The 25,130-nt window shown below is 73.0% G+C and carries 27 protein-coding genes; 14 read left to right on the top strand and 13 right to left on the bottom strand.

Annotated features, from left to right (window positions below; all coding sequences use genetic code 11):
• Positions 1 to 53 precede the first annotated feature (53 nt).
• The 3 genes from C1I92_RS22320 to C1I92_RS22310 are packed head-to-tail and all read left to right on the top strand — an operon-like array spanning position 54 to position 5,086.
• Complete coding sequence (locus C1I92_RS22320; protein WP_111256861.1) at positions 54 to 2,117, top strand: hypothetical protein; 2,064 nt, start codon at positions 54 to 56, stop codon at positions 2,115 to 2,117.
• 21 nt (positions 2,118 to 2,138) lie between these two features.
• Positions 2,139 to 4,136 (top strand): outer membrane protein assembly factor BamB family protein, encoded by a 1,998-nt coding sequence (locus C1I92_RS22315; RefSeq protein WP_111256860.1) that lies wholly within the window; start codon positions 2,139 to 2,141, stop codon positions 4,134 to 4,136.
• Complete coding sequence (locus C1I92_RS22310) at positions 4,133 to 5,086, top strand: phosphotriesterase family protein (protein ID WP_199521481.1); 954 nt, start codon at positions 4,133 to 4,135, stop codon at positions 5,084 to 5,086. The genes C1I92_RS22315 and C1I92_RS22310 overlap by 4 nt, the downstream gene beginning before the upstream one ends.
• Here the strand turns inward: C1I92_RS22310 and C1I92_RS22305 are convergent.
• A complete protein-coding gene (locus C1I92_RS22305) occupies positions 5,083 to 5,799 on the bottom strand; it encodes a GntR family transcriptional regulator (protein WP_111256858.1) in 717 nt (238 codons plus the stop codon). The genes C1I92_RS22310 and C1I92_RS22305 overlap by 4 nt on opposite strands.
• A 112-nt stretch (positions 5,800 to 5,911) precedes the next feature.
• Between C1I92_RS22305 and C1I92_RS22300 the strand changes: the two genes are divergently transcribed.
• The 9 genes from C1I92_RS22300 (at position 5,912) to C1I92_RS22260 (ending at position 16,822) form a co-directional block, all read left to right on the top strand.
• Positions 5,912 to 7,000: an ROK family protein gene (locus C1I92_RS22300; RefSeq protein ID WP_111256857.1), complete on the top strand. Its 1,089-nt coding sequence runs from the start codon at positions 5,912 to 5,914 to the stop codon at positions 6,998 to 7,000.
• Positions 6,975 to 7,742 carry a sugar isomerase domain-containing protein gene (locus tag C1I92_RS22295; RefSeq protein ID WP_199521480.1) on the top strand — a complete coding sequence of 256 codons (768 nt, stop codon included), beginning with the start codon at positions 6,975 to 6,977 and terminating at the stop codon, positions 7,740 to 7,742. Before C1I92_RS22300 ends, C1I92_RS22295 begins: the two co-directional genes overlap by 26 nt.
• On the top strand, positions 7,739 to 8,443 hold the full coding sequence (locus C1I92_RS22290; protein WP_111256855.1) for an SDR family NAD(P)-dependent oxidoreductase: 705 nt from the start codon (positions 7,739 to 7,741) through the stop codon (positions 8,441 to 8,443). The genes C1I92_RS22295 and C1I92_RS22290 overlap by 4 nt, the downstream gene beginning before the upstream one ends.
• Complete coding sequence (locus C1I92_RS22285) at positions 8,440 to 9,708, top strand: FAD-dependent oxidoreductase (RefSeq protein ID WP_111256854.1); 1,269 nt, start codon at positions 8,440 to 8,442, stop codon at positions 9,706 to 9,708. The genes C1I92_RS22290 and C1I92_RS22285 overlap by 4 nt, the downstream gene beginning before the upstream one ends.
• Before the next feature lie 33 nt (positions 9,709 to 9,741).
• Complete coding sequence (locus C1I92_RS22280) at positions 9,742 to 11,016, top strand: ABC transporter substrate-binding protein (RefSeq protein WP_111256853.1); 1,275 nt, start codon at positions 9,742 to 9,744, stop codon at positions 11,014 to 11,016.
• On the top strand, positions 11,013 to 11,909 hold the full coding sequence (locus C1I92_RS22275; protein WP_111256852.1) for a carbohydrate ABC transporter permease: 897 nt from the start codon (positions 11,013 to 11,015) through the stop codon (positions 11,907 to 11,909). Before C1I92_RS22280 ends, C1I92_RS22275 begins: the two co-directional genes overlap by 4 nt.
• Positions 11,906 to 12,799: a carbohydrate ABC transporter permease gene (locus C1I92_RS22270; protein ID WP_111256851.1), complete on the top strand. Its 894-nt coding sequence runs from the start codon at positions 11,906 to 11,908 to the stop codon at positions 12,797 to 12,799. The genes C1I92_RS22275 and C1I92_RS22270 overlap by 4 nt, the downstream gene beginning before the upstream one ends.
• A complete protein-coding gene (locus C1I92_RS22265; protein WP_111256850.1) occupies positions 12,796 to 13,806 on the top strand; it encodes a hydroxyacid dehydrogenase in 1,011 nt (336 codons plus the stop codon). Before C1I92_RS22270 ends, C1I92_RS22265 begins: the two co-directional genes overlap by 4 nt.
• A 124-nt stretch (positions 13,807 to 13,930) precedes the next feature.
• The gene (locus tag C1I92_RS22260) at positions 13,931 to 16,822 is read left to right on the top strand and encodes an alpha/beta hydrolase (protein ID WP_146605240.1); all 2,892 of its coding nucleotides are present in this window, start codon (positions 13,931 to 13,933) and stop codon (positions 16,820 to 16,822) included.
• Between the two features lie 31 nt (positions 16,823 to 16,853).
• Here the strand turns inward: C1I92_RS22260 and C1I92_RS22255 are convergent, their stop codons facing one another.
• The 7 genes from C1I92_RS22255 to C1I92_RS22230 form a co-directional block, all read right to left on the bottom strand.
• Positions 16,854 to 17,300 carry a methylglyoxal synthase gene (locus tag C1I92_RS22255; protein ID WP_111256848.1) on the bottom strand — a complete coding sequence of 149 codons (447 nt, stop codon included), beginning with the start codon at positions 17,298 to 17,300 and terminating at the stop codon, positions 16,854 to 16,856.
• Positions 17,301 to 17,356: 56 nt separating this feature from the next.
• Positions 17,357 to 17,908: a DUF937 domain-containing protein gene (locus tag C1I92_RS22250; RefSeq protein WP_111256847.1), complete on the bottom strand. Its 552-nt coding sequence runs from the start codon at positions 17,906 to 17,908 to the stop codon at positions 17,357 to 17,359.
• Between the two features lie 86 nt (positions 17,909 to 17,994).
• The gene (locus C1I92_RS35345; RefSeq protein ID WP_267896764.1) at positions 17,995 to 18,126 is read right to left on the bottom strand and encodes a hypothetical protein; all 132 of its coding nucleotides are present in this window, start codon (positions 18,124 to 18,126) and stop codon (positions 17,995 to 17,997) included.
• A gap of 211 nt (positions 18,127 to 18,337) precedes the next feature.
• Positions 18,338 to 18,715 (bottom strand): DUF1761 domain-containing protein, encoded by a 378-nt coding sequence (locus C1I92_RS22245; protein WP_111256846.1) that lies wholly within the window; start codon positions 18,713 to 18,715, stop codon positions 18,338 to 18,340.
• Positions 18,708 to 19,397: an SRPBCC domain-containing protein gene (locus C1I92_RS22240; RefSeq protein ID WP_146605239.1), complete on the bottom strand. Its 690-nt coding sequence runs from the start codon at positions 19,395 to 19,397 to the stop codon at positions 18,708 to 18,710. The genes C1I92_RS22245 and C1I92_RS22240 overlap by 8 nt, the downstream gene beginning before the upstream one ends.
• A gap of 189 nt (positions 19,398 to 19,586) precedes the next feature.
• Positions 19,587 to 20,477: an aminoglycoside phosphotransferase family protein gene (locus C1I92_RS22235; RefSeq protein ID WP_111256872.1), complete on the bottom strand. Its 891-nt coding sequence runs from the start codon at positions 20,475 to 20,477 to the stop codon at positions 19,587 to 19,589.
• A 42-nt stretch (positions 20,478 to 20,519) separates the two neighbouring features.
• Entirely contained in the window at positions 20,520 to 21,053 is a 534-nt protein-coding gene (locus tag C1I92_RS22230) for an RBBP9/YdeN family alpha/beta hydrolase (RefSeq protein ID WP_111256844.1), read from the bottom strand.
• A 119-nt stretch (positions 21,054 to 21,172) separates the two neighbouring features.
• Here C1I92_RS22230 and C1I92_RS22225 point away from each other — a divergent pair, with 119 nt between their 5' ends.
• Positions 21,173 to 21,589 carry an Lrp/AsnC family transcriptional regulator gene (locus tag C1I92_RS22225; RefSeq protein WP_199521479.1) on the top strand — a complete coding sequence of 139 codons (417 nt, stop codon included), beginning with the start codon at positions 21,173 to 21,175 and terminating at the stop codon, positions 21,587 to 21,589.
• A gap of 5 nt (positions 21,590 to 21,594) precedes the next feature.
• Here C1I92_RS22225 and C1I92_RS22220 read toward each other — a convergent pair whose 3' ends face one another.
• Genes C1I92_RS22220 through C1I92_RS22200 form a run of 5 tightly spaced genes read right to left on the bottom strand, consistent with a single transcriptional unit; the run spans position 21,595 to position 24,205 of the window.
• A complete protein-coding gene (locus C1I92_RS22220) occupies positions 21,595 to 22,407 on the bottom strand; it encodes an LLM class flavin-dependent oxidoreductase (protein ID WP_111256842.1) in 813 nt (270 codons plus the stop codon).
• Entirely contained in the window at positions 22,404 to 22,616 is a 213-nt protein-coding gene (locus C1I92_RS22215; RefSeq protein ID WP_111256841.1) for a CDGSH iron-sulfur domain-containing protein, read from the bottom strand. Before C1I92_RS22215 ends, C1I92_RS22220 begins: the two co-directional genes overlap by 4 nt.
• Positions 22,613 to 23,560, bottom strand: a complete 948-nt coding sequence (locus C1I92_RS22210) for an iron-containing redox enzyme family protein (protein ID WP_111256840.1) — start codon at positions 23,558 to 23,560, stop codon at positions 22,613 to 22,615. The genes C1I92_RS22215 and C1I92_RS22210 overlap by 4 nt, the downstream gene beginning before the upstream one ends.
• A gap of 58 nt (positions 23,561 to 23,618) precedes the next feature.
• Positions 23,619 to 23,888: a hypothetical protein gene (locus C1I92_RS22205; RefSeq protein ID WP_111256839.1), complete on the bottom strand. Its 270-nt coding sequence runs from the start codon at positions 23,886 to 23,888 to the stop codon at positions 23,619 to 23,621.
• The gene (locus C1I92_RS22200) at positions 23,888 to 24,205 is read right to left on the bottom strand and encodes an ArsR/SmtB family transcription factor (protein WP_111256838.1); all 318 of its coding nucleotides are present in this window, start codon (positions 24,203 to 24,205) and stop codon (positions 23,888 to 23,890) included. The genes C1I92_RS22205 and C1I92_RS22200 overlap by 1 nt, the downstream gene beginning before the upstream one ends.
• 135 nt (positions 24,206 to 24,340) lie before the next feature.
• Between C1I92_RS22200 and C1I92_RS35470 the strand changes: the two genes are divergently transcribed.
• The gene (locus tag C1I92_RS35470) at positions 24,341 to 24,712 is read left to right on the top strand and encodes a helix-turn-helix domain-containing protein (RefSeq protein WP_111256837.1); all 372 of its coding nucleotides are present in this window, start codon (positions 24,341 to 24,343) and stop codon (positions 24,710 to 24,712) included.
• Positions 24,713 to 25,130 lie beyond the last annotated feature (418 nt).

The raw sequence follows: 25,130 nt of genomic DNA, 5'->3' as shown, positions 1-25,130 counted from the left end.
GGTGCCGCCACAAGTGTCTATCTGTCTATACCGCTAGACAACCGGGAGGCACGATGAGCACCTTCACCCGCCGCGCACTGGTCACCGCCGCCGCGGCCGGCACGACGGCCGGAGTCGTCGCGACCGCAGCGCCGGCGACGGCCGCCAGGCCCGGCCCACGAGCGCTGTTCGCGGCCGGCGAGCAGGAGAGCACCATGAGCCCGTCGGCGACGGGCGCCGCGAACGCGGCCGCGTTCATGGCCGACGTCGCGGCGGCGGACGGCCGGCAGATCGTCGTCCCGCCGGGCACCTACACCGTCGGTCAGGTGGCGATCACCGGTGAAACGATCAACGTCAGGTTCATGCCGGGCAGCCTGCTGCAGCCGGACCCGAGCCTGCACGCCGTCGGACCGGCCGGAAAGTGGTTCCAGGCCACGAACTGCGACACCAGGCTGTACGGGCTGGTCGTCGACGGGCTGAACATCCCGGAGGGCTGCTGGCGCTCCGACGGCGGCGAGCTGCGCATGTACGACACCCGCATGGTCAAGATGGGGTTCCTCGACCTCGTCGGCAACTCGACGTCGCTGGGCACGTTCGGCGTCACCGCCAAGAACGTCAACGAGGTGATCATCGACGGCTACGTCGGCCGCGACTTCGTCGGACGCAAGGACGGGACCTTCGCCAACCAGGCCGGCAAGGTCAACCACCTGTTCATCTACGAGTGCGAGCGGGTGACGGTGCGCAACGTCACCGCGTCCGGCGGGTCGGGCGAGGACAACGACTTCGTGCACATGCTGGACCAGCGGGCCACGCCGACCATGCACGGCTCGTTCGAGAACTGCCACTTCATCTACAACGACCAGACCCGCCGGTGCATGAAGTTCCAGGGCGGCAACTGGAGCCTGCGCGACATCCACTGCTACCCGGGTCCGGACTTCGTCCCGGTCTCGGCGAACACCGACGTGGGGGAGCAGAACCTCAACTGCATCGACTTCGCCGGCTCGATGGGCGGCACCGTCCGGCTCTCCGGCAGCTTCATCGACGCGACGGGGTACGTCGTCGGCGTCTCGCACACGATCGGGCCGCTGGGCAAGGTGATCGTCGACAGCACGACGATCGTCGGCGGGCGCCGGCACGCGATCCGCAACAACCCGGAGGCTCCGACGGTCCCGCAGGACATCCAGACGATGGGGTTCTACGCCGCGCCGACGGACAACGAGACCGAGCTGCGCGACTGCGTGATCAAGGGCTTCTCCCGCGCGATCGTCATGCAGGGCCAGCGCAACCGCGTCGTCGGCAACACCATCGAGGACCCGGCCGAGCTGTGGTTCCAGGGCGGCAGCTCGCTGGCCAGGGACTTCCTGGAGCTGTCCGGCAACAAGGTCTACACCCGCACGCCGGGTGCGATGTCGGTGCAGGGGCGCTGCGCCCGGATCGACAACTTCAGCAACCTGGAGATCTACGACAACACGCTGCTGCGGGTGATGCGGATCGAGCCCAACAACGTGCTGGTCCCGGAGAACACCACGCACTCGACGATCTTCATCGACCTGCTCAACACGAACGCGACCGGGTTCGCCCGCAACAACCGGGCGCCGGCCGGCACGACGCCGGTGCGGACCGGCGGCACCGGGGTCGCGCTGTACCAGAACCAGGGCCACCACCTGCGGCCGCTGGTCACCACGACCGATGTCGGCAACATCACCGGCGGCGACGACAACCTGCACACGCACGCGATCCCGGCGTACAACCTGAACACGGCCGGCGCCGCCGTGCGCACGACGTTCACCGGCATCACGGCGCCCAACGCGAACGCGAAGACGCTGACGGTGTGGATCGGCACCGAGGACGTCATGGTGAAGTCGCTGACGCCGGGCATCGCCGGCGCCTGGCAGGTCGAGGTCGTGCTGATCGCGACGTCGCCCGGCAACCAGCGCTACACGGTGAAGCTGATCGAGTGCGACACCGCCGGGTCCGGCGCGCCCACCGTCGCCGGCGTCGCCGTCGGGGCGCTGATCCAGCCCAGCAACGCCCAGATCGTCGTCAAGACCACCGCGTCGGCGGTCGCGACGAACGACGTGATCGCCCAGGTCGGCGTCTCGGAGTCGCTCGAGGGCCGGCACTTCATCTTCACCTGAGCTTCGAGGAGACCCCTGCCCATGCCACGACTCGTCCGCCGGGTCCTGACGCTCGCCGCCGCCGCCGTCCTCATGGCCGGCGGCGCGGCGGCGCCGGCTCCGGCCGCCTCGACCGCCGGCCTGACCGAGGTCGGCACGCCCATCACGAACGTCGCGATCGACAAGGTCACCTACGCGACGCTGCCCGACGGGACCCCGGTGATCTACACGGTGCTGCTCGGTTCCGGCACGACCAGCCTGCACGTGATCGACGTGCGCGAACGCCGGTCGATCCGGTCGGTCCGGCTGCCCGGCGCGATCGGCTCGCGCGACCTCGCCGTCGCGCCGGACGGCACGCTCTACATCGCGACGTTTCAACAGGGCCGGCTCTACTCCTACGACTACGCGACGGACACGCTGACCGACCTCGGCCGCCCGTCCGACGCCGTCACGTACCTCTACGGCCTCGGCATCGCCCCGGACGGGACGGTGTTCTTCGGCGGCTATCCGACGGGGCAGCTGTTCGCGTACGACCCGGACACGGGCACGTTCCGCGACTACGGCAACCTCGCGCCGGACTCGCAGTACGTCCGCGGCGTCGCCGTCTGGGGCGGCGACGTCTACGCCGGCCTGGGCACGCAGCGGGCCCGCTTCGTCCGCGTCGATCCCGACTCCGGCGCCGTCACGCCGATCCCGCTGCCGGCGCCGTACGACGCCGAGCACGAGGTCAACCAGGTCACCGTCCGCAGCGACGTCGCCTACGTGCACCTGACCGCGTCGCGGACCATGCTCCGCTACGACCTGCGCGAACAGCGCTGGCTGACGCCGCTCGGGCCGGCCGGCGGGCTGGACGTGTCGCCGGTGTCGCCGATGCGCAAGGAGGTCTACTACGTCGGGACGAACGGCCGCCTGAACGCTTTCAGCACGCTGACCGGGCGGCACCGCGAGACCGGCGCGTTCCCGTCGATGTTCACCTCGCGCGGGTTCGCCTGGATCGACCTGCAGGAGGACGACTACCCGGGCGAGTCGCTGGTGATGACCGACTACATCGGCCGGCTGTGGGTGCACAACCCGCGCACCGGCCGGTCCCGGGTCGACCAGCTGACGATCACCGGCGAGCCGGTGCACATCCGCTCGCTGGGGGTCGGCCCGGACGGCCGGATCTGGGCCGGCGGCCTCGGCTCCGGCGGGCTGTCGTCGTACGACCCGGCGACCGGCGCGATCGCGCAGGTGCCGCGCGGCACCGTCGGGCAGACCGACGAGATGCTCGCCGTGGGCTCCGACCTCTACCTCGGCACGTATCCCGCGGGGACGGTGCTGCGGTACCGGCCGTCCGAGCCGTTCGTGTGGGGGAGCAACCCTGGCCCGGTCGCGAACCTGTCCGGTCAGGGGCAGGACCGGCCGATGGCGCTGGCGTCGGCGGCCGGGCGCCTGGTCATCGGGACCGTGCCGAACTACGGACAGCTGTCCGGCGCGATCAGCGTCTACGACCCCGCCACGGGATCGGTCTCCGTGGACCGTGGCGTGGCCGGGACCGGCAGCGTCGTCTCGGCGGTCGCGATCGGCGACGTCGTCTACGCGAGCACGTCGAAGTGGGCCGGCCTGGGCATCGTCCCGCCGGCCGACGACGGGCGCGTGTTCGCCTACGACCCGGTGACACGGACCAAGCTCTGGGAGGTGACGCCGTACCCGGGGCTGCCGGCGGTGACGGAGCTGGCGGTGTCGCCGTCGGGGACGCTGTGGGGTCTGACGCAGGGCCGGCTGTTCGAGCTGGACCCGTCGACGCGGCAGGTCGTGCGGGAGATCCCGGTGCCGGCCGAGGACTGGACGAACGTCGACCACGTCTGGTCCGAGGGCCAGCGGCTCGCCGTGCTGCCCGACGGCACCGTGTACGCCGTCGTCGGTGGTCAGCTGCTGCGTGCGGACGTGTCATCCGGTGCGGTGACGACGGTGACGTCCGGCGTCTCGGCCGTCGTGCTGGGCGGCGACGGCGCGCTGTACCTGTCCAAGGGCGCCGTGCTGCACCGGCTGGTGCCGTGAGCGGATTCGTCATGACGGTGCTCGGCCCGGTCGACCCGGCCGGGCTGGGCGCCGTCGACGCGCACGAGCACCTGTTCCTGCGCTCACCGGCGCTGCCCGGCGACGACTTCGGCTCCGTCGAGGCCATGACGGCCGAGGTGGAGACGGTCCGGGCCGCCGGGATCGACGCGGTCGTCGACCTGACGCCGGTCGGGCTCGGCCGGTCCGTCACCGGGCTGGCGGCGGTCAGCCGGGCCAGCGGCGTGCACGTCGTCGCGGCCACCGGCTACCACCGCGACGCGCACTATCCGGCCGGGCACTGGGTCTACCGCGAGCCCGCGGCGGTGCTGGAGTCGGTGCTGATCGCCGACCTGACCAGCGGCATCGACGAGCGCGACTGGCAGGGTCCGCTGCCGTCGCCCTCGTCGCATCGCGCGGGGATCGTCAAGCTCGGCGCCTCGTACCAGCGGCTGTCGGCGGCCGAACGCGTACGGCTGTCGGCGGGCGCCGCGGCAGCACGTCGCACGGGCGCGCCGGTCGCCGTCCACTGCGAGATCGGGACCATGGGACCGGAGCTGCTGGAGCTGCTGGACGCCGACGGCGTCCCGGCCGGCCGGGTGCTCCTCGCGCACCTGGACCGCAACCCCGACCCCGGCCTCCACGCCGAGCTGGCGGCGCGCGGCGCGTACCTGCTCTACGACACGGTGGGGCGGATCAAGTACCGGCCGGACTCCCAGCTGGTGGAGCTGATCGAGCGTCTGGTCGAGGCCGGCCACGGCGACCGGCTGCTGCTCGGCACCGACGTGGGGCGCCGCTCGCAGTTGCGGTCGTACGGCGGCGGCCCGGGCATGGCCGTCCTCGGCGAGACGTTCGTCCCGCGGCTGCGCTCCGTCGTCGGCGCGCAGGCCGTGGACGCGATGCTCCGCGCCAACCCCGCCCGCGCCCTCACGTGGGCACCCGCGGCGGGCTAGGTGGGCTGGCGGAGGAGCTCGATGTCGAAGAGGTAGCGGCCGCCGACGTAGCGGGACTCGGTGAACTCCAGCGGTTGGTCGGCTTGGTCGTGGATGGTGCGCTGCTCGATCAGCAGCGGCGCGCCGGGCGGGACGTTGAGCCACTGCGCCTCCTGCGTGTCGGCGGCCGCGGCGGTGAGCGTGCCGTACGCGCGGGTCGGCGTGCGCCCGATCCCCTCCAGCGCCACGAACAGCGACGACTCCTCCAGGTTCGTCTCCAGCACTCCGGCGCAGACGGCGGGGAGCCGGACGTGCTCGACGGCCATCGGGACGCCGTCGGCCAGCCGGAGCCGCTGGATCGCCACTACCAGCCCGCCGACCGGCAGCTGCAGCGCGACGACCTCATGGTCGGTGCCGGCGCGGACGCCGGACTGCAGCATCCGCGAGCCCGCCTTCAGCCCGCGGCGGCGCATCTCCTCGGTGAACGACAGCAGCGTGTTGATGCGCCGGTGCACCGGGGTCTGCGCGACGAACGTGCCGCGGCCGGACACCCGGTACAGCAGGCCGTCGGCGGCCAGGCGCTGCACCGCCTGGCGCGCGGTCATGCGGCTGACGCCGAAGCGCCGGCACAACTCGGCGTCGGACGGCAGCGGGTCGCCCGGCTGGGCCTTGGCGATCATCTTGCGCAGCTCGCGCTCGATGATCACGTATGCCGGCGGTGTGGTCGTCTTCATCCGGTCCCCGTCGCTGTGGTTGATGTCGCTGCGTGGTTGACGAACTCAGAAGCAGTATAGATACTCTGGCTATCTAGACAGCCAGTCAGGTTGAGATCCGGAGGGAGATGCCGTGCGCGAGCGGGTCCTCGGCATCGACGTCGGCGGCACCACGATCAAGTGGGTCGTGCTCGACGCGGGGACCTCGGGCGTGCTGGCCAGGGGCAGCATCCCCACCGCGACCGACCCGCACACCGTCGCCGCCGATCTGGCCGCCCTGGTCGAGCACGCCGACGACGTCGTCGCCGGCCTCGACGAGCGTGCCCATGCTCACGCCGCCCTCGGCGCCGCCGCGGCGGACGCCGAGGGTGTCCGCAGCCTGAGTGGGCCGGTCGCCGGTCCCGGGAGCGGTTCGGTACTCGGTGCCGCGGCGGCGGGCGCTGGCCCCGTCCACGGCTTGATCGCCGGTCCCGGGAGCATCGCGGCGATCGGCGTCGGCGTCCCCGGGCACGTCGACCGGCGGACCGGCGTCATCCGGTTCATCCCGAACGTCCCCGGCGACTGGCCCGGCTTCCCGCTGGCCGAGACGCTGCGCGCCGCCACCGGCCGCGCCGTCACCGTCCTCAACGACGCCCGCGCCTGCTGCCTCGCCGAGTGGCGGCTGGGCTCGGCCCGCGGCCGCACCGACGTCCTCTTCCTCACCCTCGGCACCGGCGTCGGCGGCGGCGTGGTCAGCGGCGGCACGCTGCTGACCGGCCCGGACGACCGGCTCGGCGAGATCGGCCACATCGTCTACGACCGCGAGGGCCCGCCCTGCGGCTGCGGCCACCGCGGCTGCCTCGAGACCTACGCCAGCGCCGCCGCGATCGCCCGCGAGGGCGGCCGGGCCACCGCGGCCGACGTCTTCCTGGCGCCGGCCGACCCGCGGGCGCAGACGGCGATCGCGCGGGCCGGCCGGGCCATCGGCGAGACGGTCGCCAGCCTGTGCGCCGTCCTTCCCGCGGACCTGCTGGTGGTCGGCGGCGGCGTCGCGGCCGGGCTGCCCCGGCTGCGCCCGTACATCGAGAGCGCACTGGCCGAACGACGCGGCTTCATCGGCGCGGTCGACGTCGTCGCGGCGCGGTTCGGCGCCGACGCGGGTGCGGTCGGCGCCGCGCTGGCCGCCCGGGAATCGACGATCACGGACGGAGGTGGACGTGAGCTGGATTGGGCGAGCGCATGAGGTGCTCGACACGATCGCGCGGACGCAGGGTGAAGCCATCGAGACGGCCAGCCGGTTCTGCGCGGACTCCATCGGCGGCGGCGGGGTGGTGCACACCTTCGGCACCGGCCACTCGCGCATTCCGGTGGAGGAGCTCTTCCCGCGCTATGGCTCGTACCCCGGCTTCCACCCCATCGTCGAGCTCTCCATGACGTTTCACACCCAGGTGGTGGGCGCGAACGGGCAGCGCCAGGCCATGTTCATCGAGCGGGTCGAAGGGCTGGCCGAGCAGATCCTGGCCAACTTCACCCTGCGCGAGACCGACGCGATGATCGTGTTCAGCGCCAGCGGTCTCAACGCGGTCCCGATCGAGGTCGCCCAGCAGGCTCGCAAGGCCGGCCTCAAGGTGGTCGCGGTGACGGCGCTCGCGGAGTCCCGGTCGGCGCCGGCCCGGCACAGCTCCGGCACCCGGCTGGCCGACCACGCCGACGTCGTCATCGACCTGTGCACCCCGCCCGGCGACGCCCTGTGCACCGTCGACGGGCTGGACGTGCCGGTCGGGCCGGGCAGCACGCTGGCCGCCGTCGCCATCGTCAACGAGATCAAGGTGCGGGTCGCGGAGTTGCTGACCGCCGCCGGGACGATGCCGCCGGTCCTCACCAGCAAAGCGCTGGTCGGTGGTGAGGAGTCGGCGGCGCGGTTCGAGGCGGCCTACCTCGACCACGGCCGCCGTGCCGCCGAGGTGCTGCGAGGGACGCCATGAGGGTCCTGGTCTGCGGCGGGTCCGGCGGCATCGGGTCGGCCTGCGCCGCCACGCTGACCGCCGGCGGAGACGACGTCGTCGCCGTCGACCGGGACACGATCGACCTCACGCAGCCCGGCGGCGCGGAGAAGGCGATCGACGAGGCGGTCGGCACGATGGGTGGGCTGGACGGCGTCGTGCACGCGATCGGGCGGTCCGGCCGATCGCTCGGCGACGGCCCGGTGAGCACCTGCACCGACGAGGCCTGGCGGGAGGTGCACCGGGTCAACCTCGACTCGGTGTTCTGGCTGCTGCGGGCCGCGCTGCCGGCGCTGCGCGGCAACGGCGATGGGGACGGCGGCTCGATCGTCCTGGTCGGCTCGGCGCTGGCGCGGACGCTGGACCGCGACTTCCTCACCGCCGCGTACCTGACCAGCAAGAGCGCTGTCGAGACGCTCGCCCGGGCGGCCGCGTTCGAGGGTGCGCCTGACGGCGTCAGGGTCAACGTCGTCGCGCCCGGCCTCGTGGAGACGCCGATGGCGGCCCGCGCGCTGACCGACCCGGCCATCAGCGGCCGGCTGCCGGAGCTGATGCCGCTCGGGCGGGGGAGCGCAAGCTCGCCGGACGCCGTCGCGGCGGCCGTCGCCTGGCTGCTGTCGCCCGCGTCGGCGCAGGTCACGGGCGCCGTCCTGCCCGCCGACGGCGGCTGGAGCCTGCGATGAGCCGGCTCTGGGACGGCGACGTCGTCGTGGTGGGCGGCGGGTCGGCCGGCTGCGCCGCGGCGGTCGCCGCGGCCCGGACGGGCGCCCGCACGCTGCTGATCGAGTCGGCCGGCTTCCTCGGCGGCACCGGCGCCGCGGTCCTCGACACGTTCTACGGCTTCTACGCTCCCGGCGGCGACGGCGAGAGGGTCGTCGGCGGCATCGGCTGGGAGGTCGCGTCGGCGCTGCTGGCCGCGGGCCAGGCGTTCGAGCGCCCGAACAGCTACGGCGCCGGCACCGGCGTCACCTACGAGCCGGAGGCGCTCAAGCTCACCTGGGACCGGCTGACGGCCGACGCCGGCGTGCACGTCCTGCTGCACGCCATCCTCATCGGCGTCGCGACGAACGGCCGGCGCGTCGCCGAGCTCACCGTCGTCACCAAGGCCGGCACCCACACGATCGAGGCGAACACCGTCGTGGACGCGAGCGGCGACGCCGAGGTGGCCTGGCGCGCGGGCGCCGCTCTCGAACGTCCGGCAGCGGACCAGAACGTGCAGCCGCTCACCGCGACCTTCCGGCTCGGCGGCGTCGACACCGGCGTCATCAGCACGAAGGACCTGCACGAACGCCTGGCCAAGGCGGCCGAGTCCGGCCGGTACCGGCTGCCACGGCGCGAGGGCTCGGTGCACCGGACCGTGCTGCCGGGCGTCGTGCACACGAACCTGACCCGGGTCGGCGGGGTGGACCCCACCGATCCGTGGCAGCTCTCGGCCGCCGAGGCCGAGGGACGGGCCCAGGTGGCCGAGTACGTCCGCTTCCTGACCGAGGAGGTGCCGGGGTACGAGGACGCCTACCTGCTCTCCACCTCGGTGCGGATCGGCGTGCGCGAGACCCGCCGGCTGATCGGCCGGTACGTGCTGACCCGTGACGACGTCCTCGGCGCCCGGGACTTCCCCGACGCCGTCGCCCGGTGCGGTGCGCCGGTCGAGGACCACGACGCAGGCACCAGCACCAGCTGGGAGTACGTCGGCGGGGACCGGACCGGGCGGACGTACGGCGTGCCGTACCGGTGCCTGCTCCCCGCCGAGTTCGACAACCTGGCCGTCGCCGGCCGCTGCCTGTCCGCCACGCACGACGCGCACGCCTCGGTGCGCTCGATGGCCCAGTGCATGGCGCTCGGACAGGCGGCCGGTACGGCGGCCGCACTGGCCCCGGACGGGGCCGTCGGCGAGCTGGACGCGGCGTTGCTGCGCGACCGGCTGACCGCCGACGGCGCCGTGCTCTAGAACCCCATCCGACACACAGAAGGAGACGGAGAGATGCGTACCCGCAACGCTCCGGCCGTTGCCGCGCTCGTGCTCGGCATCGGACTGATCGCCACCGCCTGCGGTGGCGACGACGACACGGGCACCACCGGCGGCGACGGCGACGGCGGCACTGGCGCCGTCTCGGGCGAGGTCACCATGTGGACCTATCCCGTCATCGCCGACGAGCCCACCCACCGCGCCTTCTGGGACGACACGATCGCGGCGTTCAACGCGGAGTTCCCCGACGTCGAGGTGAACGTCGAGATCTTCCCGTGGGCCGACCGCGACCAGGCGCTGACCACGGCGATCGCCGGCAACAGCGCGCCGGACGTCGTCTACCTGATCCCGGACCAGCTGCCGGCCTACGCGCGCAACATCGAGCCGATCGACGACTACCTGAGCGAGGAGGAGCGGTCGGACTACCGCCAGAACGTCGTCGACTCCGTCAGCATCGACGGGCAGATGATGGGTGCGCCGGTCCTGCAGAGCGTGCTCGCGCTGGTCTGCAACAAGCAGGTCTTCGACGCCGTCGGGCAGACGGAGTACCCGGAGACGTGGGACGACCTGCTGGAGATGGCGCCGGCGTTCAAGGACGCCGGCTTCGACATGACGGCCTACGGCGGCGACGTCGCCAACTCGCTGAACCTGTCGTTCTACCCGCTGCTCTGGCAGGCCGGCGGCGACGTCTTCAACGAGGACGGCACCGAGGTCGCGTTCAACAGCGACGAGGGCGTGCGCGCGCTGGAGTTCGTCCAGCAGCTGGTCGAGGGCGGCTACGTGGACCCGGGCCAGCTCACCACCGAGCCGCCGCTGGAGCAGACCCGGATCGCGCAGAACAAGGTCGCCTGCGTCTGGCACATGGAGCCGCAGTACCTGGTCGACTTCTGGGGCGAGGAGAACGTCATCGTCCGGCCGCCGTTGAAGGACGCCGAGCAGATCCAGTACGGCACCGTCGGCTCGCTGTCGATGCTGTCCTCGGCCGAGGACAAGGAGGCCGCCGGCGCCTGGATCGACTTCGTCACGTCCGCCGAGCGGGCCGCCGAGTTCGACACGGCCGGCCGGTTCTTCTCGACGAAGGAGTCGGTCGGCGCGCTCTACGAGGGCGACCCGATCCTCGGCGAGCTGGAGCAGTTCGCCGGCCTCACCACCGTCGGCCCGCTGAACGAGCACGCGCGTGAGGTGATGGGCGTGCTGGCGCCGGAGATCCAGGCGGTCCTCGTCGGCGACAAGGACCCGCAGCAGGCGCTCGACGACGCCGCCGACGCGGCGAACGCGCTCCTCGGATGACGGTGAGCGACACCGCGGTCGCCTCCCGCCGGACCTCGCGCCGGCGGGAGGCCCGCGTCGGCCTGCTGTTCGTCCTGCCCGTCTTCCTGTTCTTCCTCGCGTTCCGGTTCGGGCCGGCGATCGCCGGCGGCGTGCTCGCGTTCACCGACTACACGATCGGCGCGGAGACCAGCTGGACCGGCCTGGAGAACCTGCGCCGACTGGCCGACGACCCGCTGTTCTGGCGGGCGCTGCGCACGACGCTGATCTACTCGGTGCTGGCGGTGCCGCTGTCGATCCTGGCCGCGCTGGGCATGGCGCTGCTGGTGCGGCGCTCGTTCCGCGGCTCGCGGCTGTTCCGGTCCATCTTCTTCCTGCCGGTCGTGACCAGCCTGGTGCTCGCCGGCATCGTGTTCACCTGGATCTTCTCCGCCGGTGGCCCGTGGTCGTCGCTGCTAGGCTCCGTCGGGCTCCCGGACGGGTCCTGGCTGTCGGACACGACGCTGGTGGTGCCGGCGCTGGTGATCGTCGCGGTGTGGACGCGGTTCGGGTTCGGCATGCTGATCCTGCTGGCGAGGCTGCAGGACATCCCACGCGAGCTGGAGGAGGCGGCGCTCACCGACGGCGCCGGCCCCTGGCACCGGTTCCGCTACATCGTGCTGCCGGAGCTGACGCCGGCGCTGTTCTTCCTCGCCGTCATCGAGACGACGATGTCGTTCCAGGTCTTCGACACCGTCTACGTGATGACCGGCGGCGGGCCGGCGCAGTCGAGCTACATGCTGGTCTTCCAGCTCTACGACCAGGCGTTCCGGTACTTCGACTTCGGCTACGCCAGCGCGATCGGGCTGGCGCTGTTCGTGATGACGCTGGTGGTCGCGCTGATCCAGCGGCTGACCCTGGGGAGGGACCGATGACGGCGCTGAGCACCTCGGCGGCGGTGGAGGCCGCTCCCGTCCGCCCGGATCGACGGCGGCCGTACCGGGCGCTGCAGCCCGGCCGCGGTGGCCGGGCCGTGCGGGCGGTGCTGCTGTTCCTCGGCGCCGTCGTGACGCTGTTCCCGTTCTACGCGATGGTCGTGCTGTCGCTGAAACCGACCGGCGCGATCACGATGCCGGACAGCCTGCTGCCGTGGCCGATCTCGACCGAGGCCTACGAGCGGGTGCTGGGCGCAGAGTCGGTGCTGCGCTGGACGCTGAACACCGCCGTCTACTCGATCGTGTCCGTGGTCGCGGTGCTGTTCCTCGCGTCGCTGGCCGGCTACGCGTTCGCGCGCAAGCGGTTCCCCGGCAAGGAGGTGATGTTCTGGTCGTTCATCGCGATGATCATGGTCCCGTACCACGTCACGCTGATCCCCAGCTTCATCGTCATCTCCGAGGCCGGCGGCGTGAACACGTACTGGGGCCTGATCCTGCCGACGCTGGCCAACGCGCAGGCCGTCTTCCTCATGCGGCAGTTCATCAAGTCGCTGCCGGACGAGCTGTTCGAGGCGGCGATGCTGGACGGCTGCTCGGAGTGGCGGATGTACACGACGATGGTGCTGCCGCTGATCAAGCCGATCCTGGCCACGCTCGGCGTGTTCGTGTTCCTCTGGCACTGGAACGATTTTCTCTGGCCGCTGATCGTCGGGCAGAGCTCCGACATGCGGACGCTGACTACCGGCCTGGCGTCGCTGAACGCGGAGAACGCGCCGCTCAACATCGTGCTGGCCGGGTCGGTGGTGGCGTTCGTGCCGATCTTCATGGCCTACCTGGTCGGGCAGCGCTACTTCACCGAGGGGGTCACGATGACCGGGGTCAAGGGGTGAGCCCGGTCATCGCGGTGGCCGTGCCCGCCGAGCTGCGGGCGCTGTTCTTCCCCTCCGGGGTGGAGGCGTCGCTCGGCGGGCTGGGGTCGCTGCGGGTCGTGGACGACGGCGTGCTGCTGGGCTCGCCGCCGGTGCTCGCGGAGCTGGCCGGGCCGGCCGACGTGCTGGTGACCAGCTGGCCGTGTGCGCCGGTCACCGGCGACGTGCTCGAGGCGGCGCCGGCGCTGCGCCTCGTCGCGCACACGGGCGCGTCGGTGAAGCCCTATGTCGGCCTCGACGCGTTCGCGCGGGGCGTCCGGGTGACCCAGGCCGGCGCCGCGATGGCCCGTGCCGTCGGCGAGCAGGCGCTGGCGTTGACGCTGGCGCTGCTGCACCGGGTGAATCGTTTCGACGGCGCGCTGCGGTCCGGCGTGGCGTGGGCCGAGGCGAAGGCGTCGGCGCCGGCCCGGCACGAGCTGGCCGGCAGCCCCGTCGGCGTCGTCGGGGCGTCCCGGACCGGGCGGGCCTACGCCGAGCTGGTGCGGGCGCTCGGGGGAGTGGTCACCGTCGCCGACCCGTACCTCTCCGCGTCGGAGGCCGCCGCGCTGGGCGTGCGGGTCGCCGACCTGGACACCGTCCTGCGCGGCTCGCGGGTGCTGGCGCTGCACGCGCCGGTGCTGCCGGAGACGCGGCGGATGATCGGCGCGCGCGAGCTGGCGCTGCTGCCGGACGGTGCGCTGCTGGTCAACACTGCCCGCGCCGCCCTCGTCGACGGCGAGGCGCTGCTGGCCGAGCTCGAGTCGGGGCGGCTGGACGCCGCGATCGACGTGTTCGACGAGCAGCCGCTGCCGGTGGACCACCCGCTGCGAACACTGCCGAACGTCCTGCTCACTCCGCACGAGGCGGGCGGCACGCTGGAGGCGCGGGCGCGCGGCGGCGCGCTCGTCGCCGACGAGATCGCCCGCTTCCTCGCCGGCGAGGAGCTGCGGCACGAGGTCACCGCGGAACAGCTGGCCCGGCTGGGTTGAATACGAAATATAGCCGCTAAAGCAATGAAATAGTACGGAAAGGTGCGCTGGGCAGACTGTGGCTCCCTTCAACCCCTAGGAGCCATCTGTGGGCACGTCTGCTCGCCGGTGCATCGCCGCCGGCGTGACGGTCTTGCTGTCGTCCGCACTGCTCGCCGCGCCGGCGGTCGCCACGCCGGCCGTCTCGTCTCCCGTCGCCGCCGAGGTCGCGTCCGGCCCGAACTGGTCCGTCGACCGGGCTCCCGGCGGCTATCAGGTCACCGTCGAGCTGGACCGGCCGCTGCCGATCCGCGGCGACGCCCCCACGATCCTCGTCGACGGGGAGCCGATCGGGCTGGCGACCGAGTCCGCCGACGGCCGGTCGCTGACCGTCGTCACGGCCGACCCGGCGGTGGCCGCCGCGGACAGCGTCGAACCGGGCTGGTCCAGCGAGTCGGGCGGGACGGCGGCCGCGTCGGCACGCGTCCCCACGGCGGTGCCGGACGCCGCCGTCGAGGACCTCGCCGCGGACCCGCTGGACCCGGGCCCGTACGACTGGACCGAATCGATCTACGCGTTCGGCGACCAGGCGGTGCCGCTGGCCGCGATCGGCGGCATCCGCGGCGAGCTGGAGGGCAAGCTCTACCTGCCCACGACCGGCGGCGCCCGGCCCACCGTCATCCTGCTGCACGGCCGGCACGGCTCCTGCTACGGCGACGGCGCGGCCAACCCGAACCGCTGGCCGTGCGCGGCGTCGCCGGACGCGAGCCCGGCCCGGCTGTCGATCCCCAGCTACCTCGGCTACGACGGGACAGCGCGGGCGCTGGCCAGCCAGGGGTACGCCGTCGTATCGATCTCGGCCAACGCCGTCAACGCCAACGACAACCAGCTCGCCGCCGACCAGGGCGCCCAGGCACGCGGCCAGCTGATCCTCGACACGCTGACCATGCTGGACAACGCCACGAACGGCCGGCGGGTCGCCTACGCCGATGCGTGGACGGACCGCGAGGTCACCCTGAACCAGGCCCTCGCGGCGGGGACCGCAGCCCTCGCCGCGCGGGCCGGCGCCTTCCCGGGCGGCGTCGACCCGCTCGACACCGTCCGCGCCGCCGACCTGCGTGGCCGCTTCGACCTGAGCCACATCGGCCTGATGGGGCACTCGCGCGGCGGCGAGGGCGTGACGTCGGCCGCGGTGCTCAACCAGGCGCTGCCGAACCCGTGGGCCATTGAGTCGATCCTGCCGCTGGCGCCGGTCGACTTCGGCCGCATGACGGTGCCTGACGTCCCGATGAACGTGATCCTGCCCTACTGCGATGGCGACGTCTCGAACCAGCAGGGCCAGCACCTGCTGGACGACTCCCGCTACGCCTTCGACGACGACGTGCTGCGCAGCGGCGTCTGGGTGATGGGCGCCAACCACAACTTCTTCAACACCGTCTGGACGCCGGGGCTGTTCTCCTTCAGCGTCAGCGACGACTGGGGGAGCGCGGCGCGCCGGGTGGAGCCGATCTGCGGCACCGACCCGTCGGTGGCGAACACCTCCATCCGGCTCTCGCCCGAGGAGCAGTACGACGTCGGCACCGCCTACATGTCGGCCTGGTTCCGGCTGACGATGGGCGGCGAGGAGCAGTTCCTGCCGATGTTCGACGGGTCCCGCGCGGTGCCGGCGTCGCTCGGCGACGCGGACGTGCGCAGCGTGTCGACGGCGCCGGCCGGATCGCGGTCGACGCTGGCCTCGTTCGACTCGCCGTCGGCGGCCGTGACGACGGCGGGCGCGGCGACGGCGGCGGTGTGCGCCAGCCTGTCCGAGCGCACCGTGCCGCAGCACCTCCCGCCGTGCGCGTCGACGCCGAGCGCCGTCGCGCCGCACTGGACGCCGGCCTCCAACGGCGGCAACGTCCCGGCGACGCCGCTGACCCGGCTGACGTGGTCGGCACCCGGCGACGGGTTGTCCGTCGCGGTGCCGGCCGGGCAACGCGACGCGAGCCGGTTCCAGCGGCTGTCGGTGAAGCTGGCCGCCGACGAGACGGTGGGCGTCGGCACGGACCTGGTCCTGTCCGTCGTCGACGGTGTGGGCGCGACGTGGTCCGCTCCGGTGAGCCAGCTGAACCCGTACGCGCTGGTCCGGATGCCGACGTCGGACACCGCCGCGGCGGCGAGCACGCTGAAGAAGATCGTGCTGCAGCAGGTGGACGTGCCGATCGCGGAGCTGTCGGCCGCCGGGCTGGACGTCACTCGTCTCGCCACGGTCCAGCTGACGGGCGCGGCGGGCGCGACCGACCCTACGGGCGCCGGCGCGGCGTACGTGTCCGACCTGGCGTTCGAGTCGTCCGCCGTCGGGGAGCCGCGGTCGCGGACCTGGCCGTCGATCGACGTCTACGCGCCGAACACCGACGAGGGCGACGGGCCTGGCACGACCGAGGTCGCGGTGTACCTCGACCGGCCGTCGCCGGTGCCGGTGACCGGCTACGTCTCGGTGCTCGGCTCGGCGACCAGCCGGTTCGGCGCGACGATGCAGGAGGTCACGTTCGGGCCGGGTGAGACGTGCAAGGTCGTCACCGCGTCCCGGCAGGGCGACACCGTGGCGAGCGCCAGCGCGGGGACGCAGGTCAAGGCCAGCGTGATCAACACGTCCGGCGCGGTGATGGGCCGGCGGGCCATCGGCTTCACCTGGCTGCGCGAGGACGACGGCGTGCTCGACGGCGGCGTCCCGCTGCCGTCGTACGGGACGCCGGGCTCGGCCTGCGACGAGCTGGCCGAGGTCCAGGCGGGCGCCCGGATCGGCGCCCGCGGTGTGGCCCGTCCGGGGACGTCCGCCGTGGTGACGGCGTCCGGGTTCCGGGCCGGTGAGACGGTGACCGTCGCGGTCGACGGCCTGGCGCCGGTCGACGTCGTGGCCGATGCACGCGGCGCCGTCGCGCACACCGTCGCCGTTCCCGCCGTCGTCGACGCCCGCTACCTCGTCGTCACCGGGGTGGGCGCCGGCACCGGCCGGACGGCGACCGGTCAGCTGGTGGTCGCGTCGCCGGGACGCTGACGCGCGAGGCGGGGGCCGGCCGGCGACACCGTCAGCCGGCCTCCGCCGCGCGCCACTCGCGGTCGCCGAAGTCCGGCCGGACCCGCTGGTAGAAGCCGGACAGCAGCGGCGACGAGATCATCAGGTCGGCGCTGGTGACGTTGCAGGCCACGCCGATGTTCCAGACCGCCGCCAGCCGCAGCAGCGCCCGCACGTCCGGGTCGTGCGGCTGCGGCTCCAACGGGTCCCACAGGAAGATCAGCAGGTCGATGACGCCCTCGGCGATCTTCGCGCCGATCTGCTGGTCGCCGCCGACCGGGCCGGAGAGGAACCGGGTCACCGGCAGGCCGAGCTCGTACTGGAGCATCGTGCCGGTGGTCCCGGTCGCGTACAGCCGGTGCCGGGCCAGCGTGTCGCGGTTGAAGGCGGCCCAGCCGAGCAGCTCGACCTTCTTGTTGTCGTGCGCCACCAGGGCGATATGTCGTCGGATTCCACTCACCCGACCAGGTTCGGCCGGGTGAGTGACGCCGCCGTGTCGCCCCAGTGACGACGAGGTCAGCGCTTGCCGCCGCCGAGCAGGCCGCCCAGGAGGTCGCCGAGCCCGCCCAGGCCGCCGGAGCCGCCGCTGCCGCCCCCGCCGAGCAGCCCGCCGAGGAGGTCGGTCAGGCCGCCGCCGGACGCCTGCTGCGAGGGTGCGGCCTGGCCGCCGCCCTTGGCCTTGCCGGCGAGGTAGGACAGCACGATCGGGGCCAGCATCGGCAGCAGCTTGCCGATCAGGTCCGAGCCGCCGCCCTTGCTGTTGAAGCCGGCGAGCTGGTTGACCACCTGGTCGCGGTTCTCGCCGAACACGTTCTTGACGATCTTGTCGCCGTCGTCGGTGTCGACCTGGCTCAGGTCGACGCCGCCCTTCACCAGGTCGTCGTCGTGCTCGTCGAGGGCCTTCGCCAGCGACGCCGCGCCGGCCTCGTCCTGCGCGTTGGCCTGCATGCCGCCGATCAGCGCCGGCAGCGCCTGCCGGGTCGCCTGGCCGGCGGTCTCCTCGTCCACGCCGAGAGAGGCCGCGATCTGGTCGATCGGGAGCCGGGCCAGCAGGTCGTCGATGTCCATGGTGTGCCTCTCGGTCTACGGTCGCGAGTCTGCGTTGAGTATGCCGCTCCCCGGGGTCCGCTGCGACCCGTTCCACCAGGCCAGCCTCAGCGGGCGTGTCCCAAGGCCGTCCGCACGGCCCGCCCCACCGTGGCCGGGTCGCGGGGCTCGGCGCCGATCTCGAAATCGGCCGGGCCGAACCAGCGGCCCTGGTTCTCTTCGGCCGAAGCCGTCAGCACACCGCCGACCTCGTGGCAGAACCTCCAGACTCGCCACCAGCCCTTCCAGCACGAGCGCGCCGAGCTCGTGGTCCGGCAGCGAGTCGGCTGTCCGCCGGGCCCAGCCGTTGATGATGTGCGGGCCGGTGTCCGTCGGCGAGTAGCTGGAGAGCACGAACCATCCATCGCGGTGGAGCACCACAACGCTGCCCGTCATAGGGCCGATTGTGCACTAGCCCAGCAGGCCGGCGATCAGGCCGATCGCCAGCAGCTTCAGCAGCCAGTCGCCGCCGTGGGTGAGAGCGGTGCGCAGCGGGACGCCCTCGTGGAACATCGCGCCGGTCCAGAGGACGAGCGGGAAGCCGATCCACAGCACCAGGCCGAGCAGCAGCCCGCCGCCGGCGGAGGCGACGTCCGCGGCGGCGGCGACACCGACGACGACGGCGGCGAGGACGAGGTTGCGGACCAGCTCGACCACCGGGACCTGCCACGCCGGCCGCGGCAAGGAGGCGGCCCCGGCGGGCGCGCCCACGACCCCGTAGTACACGAACCCGATCACGAACGCCGCCACGGTCCCGAGCACGACGGCGAGCAGCGAGACGTCAGGCATCGGAACCGCCCTCGAGCCGCGCCTTGAGCGCGTCGAGCCGCTCGCGCCAGAACTCCTTCATCGCCGCGGCCGCATCCTCGTCGGCGAGCCGGACGTGCGAGACGGTGACCCGCGTGCGACCGGCGTCGCGGACGTCGAACACGACGTGCACGCGGGACGGGCCGCTGTCCCAGTCGAAGCGGGCCGACGCGGGCCGGGTCGCGGTCCGTTCGGTCAGCTTGCCGTCCGGCAGCCACGACGCGCGCAGCGACGGGTCGACGACGGCGTCGTAGAGGCGCTCGGCGCTCGCCCCGACCGTGCGGGAGACGCTGACGGTGAAGCCGTCCTCGTGCTGCCCGACGGCGCGGCCGAGCCGGGCCCGCTCGTAGCTGCCGACGACCGCTTGCGCGTTCCACGCCAGCGGCACGACGCCGAGCTGGTCGGCCACCCAGCGGGCGGTCTCGCGGTGCGACTTCTCCGCCGCGCCCCACTCGTCGAGGAGGTCGAACCACTCCTCCCAGCCGCGGCCGGTGCGCTCGCGGATCGTCTCGTCGGACGTCGCGAGGACGGCCTTCGCGGCGCCGGCCTCGGCGCCCGACTCGGCCGTGCCGGAGAGCAGGACGGCGCGCGCGGCGGTGTAGCTCTCGCCGGTCTTGGCCATGCGCGTGCGGACGAGGTGCTTGAAGGATCGTTGCCTGGTCATCTGGTGTTCCTCTCGGCGGCGGCACGACCGCGACTCACGCTCACGTCGTCCGCCGGAAAGGACACACCGAACCGGCATCCCGAGGGCTCGAGCCCCCTTTGCCCCCGCAACGCCGGTGGCGTGAGCACCGGAACCGAGGGTTGGGCGCGGGACGGCGCCACTGCCGGCAAAATACCACCGCCCGGCCCGCTACGCGAGAGCCGCGTCGATCAGCCGCCTGGCCAGCGCCGCGAACGCCGGGTTCGTCTCGCGGTAGTACGGCAGCGCGAACAGCCCCTTGGCCAGCGCGTAGCCGCGGCTGCGGGCGCACGCCGCGGGGTCCGGCGCCAGCTCGCGACGGAACGCCGAGCGCGCGGCGGCGCCGGTGAACAGGCTCCACGCCGGCAGCAGGTCGTACGCGCCGTCGCCGGTCCCGGCCGTCCCGAAGTCGAGCACCGCGATCAGCGAGCCGTCGCGGATCAGCAGGTTCGCCGGCAGCAGGTCGCCGTGCACCCAGACCCGGCGGCCGTCCCAGATCTCCGCGGCCAGCGCCTCGGCCCAGACGGCTGCAGCGGCGGCCGGGTCGAGCTCACCGGCCAGCGCCGCGATCGCCGCGCGTACCTCGTCGTCGTCATCGGCAAGGGGGCGGACGCCGTGCCCGGACGGCGGGTCGCCGGACACCGAAACCGATCGCAGTGCCCGCACGAACTCCGCCAGCCGGGCCGCCGCGCCGACGTCGTCGGCCAGCTCCCCGGCGGCCGGCGGAGCGCCGGGGAGCCAGCGATACACCGCCCACGGCAGCGGATACTCCGCGACGGGTGTCCCGGCCGCGACCGGCTCCGGGATCGCCAGCGGCAGCCCGGCGCCGGCCAGCCGCGGCAGCCACTCCAGCTCCCGCTCCAGGCCGCCGGCCCACGACGGGACGAGCGGCAGCCGCACCGCGAGCTCGTCGCCGAGCCGGTAGATCGCGTTCACCGTCCCCGCCGAGCGGACCGGCCGCAGCGCCAGCCCGGCCCAGCGCGGGAACTGCCGGTCCACCAGCCGCCGGACCAGCGCGGCGTCGATCCGCACCTGGTCGGCGTGCATCCGCGACGTCGTCATCGCGGCCATCCCACTCGGCCGGGCCGGCGCGCGTCCACCGATTTACGACGGCAGGCCGGCCGTGAACTCCGCGAGCAGGGCCCGGCCCGCGGCCCACGCGCCGACGCCGCTCGCGTCGTTGAGGTGCCCGCGCGGACCGACGCCGACGAAGGTCGCGCCCCAGGTCCGCGCCAGGCCGGCCGCCCGGTCCAGGTCGCTGTAGGGATCGTCCGACGAGGCGACGACGACCGCCGGCACGGGCAGCGGCGAGGCCGGAGCGGTGAACGTCGCGGCCGCGGCGGGGAACCGCGGTCCGTCGCGATCCGGCGGCGCGACGAGGAACGCCCCGAGCGGTCGATCGCCGGCGCCGGCGCGGACCAGCCAGGACGCCGCGGCCAGGCAGCCGAGGCTGTGCGCCACCAGGACCGACGCCCGGGGCTCGGCGGCGCCGACGGCTCGCCGCCAGTCCGACGCGTCCGGCTCGTCCCACGACGCCGGCGCGATGCGCACCGCCCGGGACCCGAGGGCGGCCTCCCAGTGCGACTGCCAGTGCTCCGGTCCCGATCCGTTGATGCCAGGCACGATGACATAGCGCATGCTCAGGGTCCCTTCCGGCGGTAGATGCCGTCAGCGGACCATGAAGCAGCGGCTGCCGTCGCGCCGCGCCGATGACTCATAATCGCCACGTGCAGAACGCGTCGATTCCATTGGACCGCGTGGATCGCGAGATCCTGCGTCTCCTGATGTCCGAGGGTCGCCTCGGCGGCGCGGCCATCGGCCGCCGCGTCAACCTCTCGCAGCCGGCCGTCTCCGCTCGCATCAAGCGGCTCGAGGACAACGGCGTCATCACCGGCTACGGCGCCCGGGTCGACCGGCGCCGGCTTGGGCGCCCCATCCACGCCGTCGCCCGGCTGCGGACCACGCAGGCCAACGTCGCGCGTGCCCTGGACCTGTTCGCCACGATCCCCGAGATCGTCTCGATCTACCGGCTGACCGGCGAGGACTGCTTCCTGCTCGACCTGCATGCCGGCGACGCCGAGCGGCTGGAGGCGATCGTCGACTCCATCGCCCGGTTCGGCCCGGTCACCACGTCACTGGTGTTGCGCGAGTACCCGGCCGCCACCGAGGTGTGACGGCGTCAGCGCGCGGCCGGCCCGTCGCGGAGCACGCCGCGGACCTCGTCGAGGGTGATCGTGTGCGGGTCGAAGTCGGTCAGCCACCACGTCATGCCGGCGGCGGTGTACGCGGCGAAGTCGGCGTCGGACAGCAGGGAGACGGCGACGTCGTACGGCCCGCTCGCCCCGGCGTCGGCGCGGTGCCCCCGGATCGTGTCCATCGCCGCCGCGAGCTGGTCCGGATGGTCGAGGTTGACCGGGACGTACCCGTCGTGCCGGGCGGCGCGGCGCATCGGCGCGGTCTTCCCGGGGAAGCCGGCAATCCACACCGGGACGCCGTGGGGCACCGGCTCGAACCTGATGTCGTCGACGACGTAGTGCTCGCCGCGATGCCGGACCGTCTCGCCCGACCACGCCGCGCGGAGGATGGCCAGCGACTCGTCCAGCATCGCGGCCCGGACGCGGTCGTCCAGCTCCTCGCCGGTGCGGGAGAACTCCTCGCCGAACCGGTCGCTGCCCAGACCCGCGCCGAGGACCAGCCGGCCGCCGGAGAGCCGGTCCAGCGTCGCCGTCTCGCGGGCCAGCTTCGTCGGCCGGCGGCGGGGTATCGCCGTCACCATCGGGCCGAGCCGCAGCCGCTCGGTCACCGCGGCCGCGGCGGCGAGGACGATCCACGGGTCCGCGGCCGCGCGCACCGGCTCGCGCCAGCGCACGTGGTCCCAGACGAACAGGCCGTCCCAGCCGGCCTCCTCGGCCTCGGCGGCCAGCCGCACCACCACGGCCGGGTCGGCGAGCTCGTCGAACAACGGAAACCAGAGCGCGGAGCGCAGCGTCATGGCCTCAGCTTGTCAGGCAACACCTTGTGGGTGCCATCGCACCACGGCTGATCGGCCGACTTGCCGCACCGGCAGACGGCGCTGACGGGGCGCGTCGTGCGGTGCGGCGTGCCGTCGGCGTCCTCGACGACGTGGTCGCCGCGCAGCAGCAGCGGACCGCCCGGGCACAGGACGACGTCGGGGTGGTCGAACTCGATCGGCTCGGTCATGTCTCGGCGCTCCAGTCCGCGAGCATCCGCCGGGCGAACCGGTCCTCCAGCCCGAGGCAGGCCAGCGCCCCGAACGCGACCTCCCCGGCCTGAGCCGGCTCATCGGAGACCAGCGCGCCGCAGATGGTCCGGACGGCGAGCTGCTCGTGCACGGCGTCGGCCTCGACGTGCTCCTCGTAGTAGGCGATCATCTCCGCCGGCAGCCCGAGCCGCTCCAGCCCCTGCGCCATCCGGCGCGACGGCAGCGAGCTGGTCGCCTCGAACGCGGCCAGATGCCCCAGCGCCGCGCCACGCAGCCGCCGGTGCAGCCCGAACAGCGACATCGCGTTGTTCTGCGCCAGCACCTCGACCGGGACGTCGTCGATGTAGGCGCCGTACTCCGAGCGCAGCCCGGTGGCCTCGAGGCCGCGGACGAACAGATGGGAGTGCAGCCGGTTCGGGTCGCCGCAGCCGTACTCGTCGTACTGCAGCTCCATCAGCGCCGCCTTCGGCCCGGTGGTCAGCCGCGGCACCACCCACGCCGTCGGGTCGGCCTCCTTGAGGTGGTAGATCGTGCGGTACCGCAGCAGCTCCAGCGTCTGCTCGGCGGTCGCGTCGCGCTGGACGAACGACGCGACCGAGGCGCCGTCGAACCCCTCGATCAGCGCGAACAGCGCGTCGGCGAACGGCTCGGCCGGCTCCGGCGGCGCGAACGCCTCGCGCAGCTCGGCCTCGAACCGGCGCTCCAGCGTGCGTCGTAACGTGAGCAGCTCCGGCTGCCACTCCAGCTCGTCGTCGACGTCGTCGAAGCCGCGATAGGACAGCTCGTACAACGTCCACAGGCTCAGCTGCCGGTCGGTCTCGTCGGTGGCGTCGACGTCGGCCGGCAGGGCCGTCGTCGCGCCGTCGTGCAGGACGGCCGCCAGCGCCTCGCTCAGCTCGCCCCGTGCCTTCGGTATCCGCATGCCGGTCTCGTACCCCGCGGCCGGACGGCGGATGCGCCGGCCATCGCCTTCCTGGCCGTCACTCCACCGTGCGCAGGATCTGCTCGATCGCCGCCGCGCGCGTCCGCAGCTCGGCCACGTCCGTGGCGGTGCGCTGCTGGGCGTCGAGCGAGGTCTCGGCCAGCTTCTCGTACCGGCCGACCAGCTGGCGCAACTGGTCCTCCTGGGCGGCGACCAGCCGCGTCTTGCGCATCTCGAGGACCGTCGACATTGACGCGCCGACGAGGAAGATCACCAGGGCGACCACGCCCAGGAAGATCATCGCCGCCGGCCAGGTGACGTCGTCCATCAGGACTCCTTCGGGGTGAGGGTCTGGGCCGCGGCGGCCAGCGCCGCCGCGGTCAGGTGCAGGTCGAACGCGGTGACCTCGTAGTACTTCATCGCCTTGCCGTCGTCGGACAGCTCCAGCCGGCCGGCGATCAACCCGGCCGCCTCCAGCTTCTGCAGGTGCATGTGCAGCAGCGGGCGGCTGATGCCGATCTCGCGGGCCAGGTGGCTGACGTAGTCGCGGCCGCCCGCGAGCGTGGCGACGATGCGCAGCCGGATCGGGTTGGCGAGCGCGGCGAGCATCTCGACCAGTTGGTCGCCGCTCGGCGCGTCTGCCATCAGGATCCTCCGACACATGAAAGAAAGTTCTTACAGGTGTCACTGTAGGCTGAAGTGAGGTGACGCGCAAGACCGGCTTTCGCCGGCGGCGAACCGATCTCCCGGAACCCGGGCCGGCGCCGTTAGCGTGGGCTCATGAAGGCTCCGGAGGACTACGAGGAGCGGTCGACGCCGCTGCTGCGCACGATGGTCGGCGACGTGCTGCGGCGCACGCGGCGCGAGCAGGGCCGCACGCTGGCCGACGTCGCGGACGACGCGAAGGTCTCGATGCCGTACCTGTCCGAGGTGGAGCGCGGCCGCAAGGAGGCCTCGTCCGAGGTGCTCGGCGCGATCTGCGACGCGCTCGGGCTGGAACTGTCCGACCTGCTCGGCGAGGTCCGGCGCGACCTGGTCGAGCACCGTGCGACGGTGATCCGGCTCGACACGGTCCGGGCGCTGCGCCGCCGCGACCCCGTCCGCCGTCCCTCCACCGGCCGGGGCGGCGACGTCCTCCTGCTCGCGGCCTGAGGACGTTCAATCGGCGTTGACGGGGCTGCGACCGTTGGCTTGAGGGAGCTGCGAACGTTGGCCGTCCCCCTGCTGCCCGATTGTCTTAGCCGGGACGACGCGCCTCAAGTCCGGCGGCTCTTGCTGGTTGCTGTTGGGTTTGTGGCTGGGGCCGCCGTACTTGACCCGCGTCGTCCCGGCCAAGAACGGGCAGCTATCAGGGGGACGGGGGGAGTGTGGGCACGCTGCAGTGTCCCGGCCCACGTGCGCCGCTGTGGATTCTCATGATCATCAACCTTTTGCGTCGTCACAGAGCCTGTTGCTCTTTGTGGTTGTAGCTGACCGGTGTGGTTCGGGTTGGTGGTTCTTGGGTTGTCGGCTTGTCGGGGTCCGGTGCTGGTGGGCTGGTCAGGCGGTGGCGATCTGGGCGGTGGTGATG

This window comes from Jiangella anatolica, from assembly GCF_003236295.1.
Taxonomy (GTDB): domain Bacteria; phylum Actinomycetota; class Actinomycetes; order Jiangellales; family Jiangellaceae; genus Jiangella; species Jiangella anatolica.
This window is presented reverse-complemented; position numbering and strand designations above follow the sequence as displayed.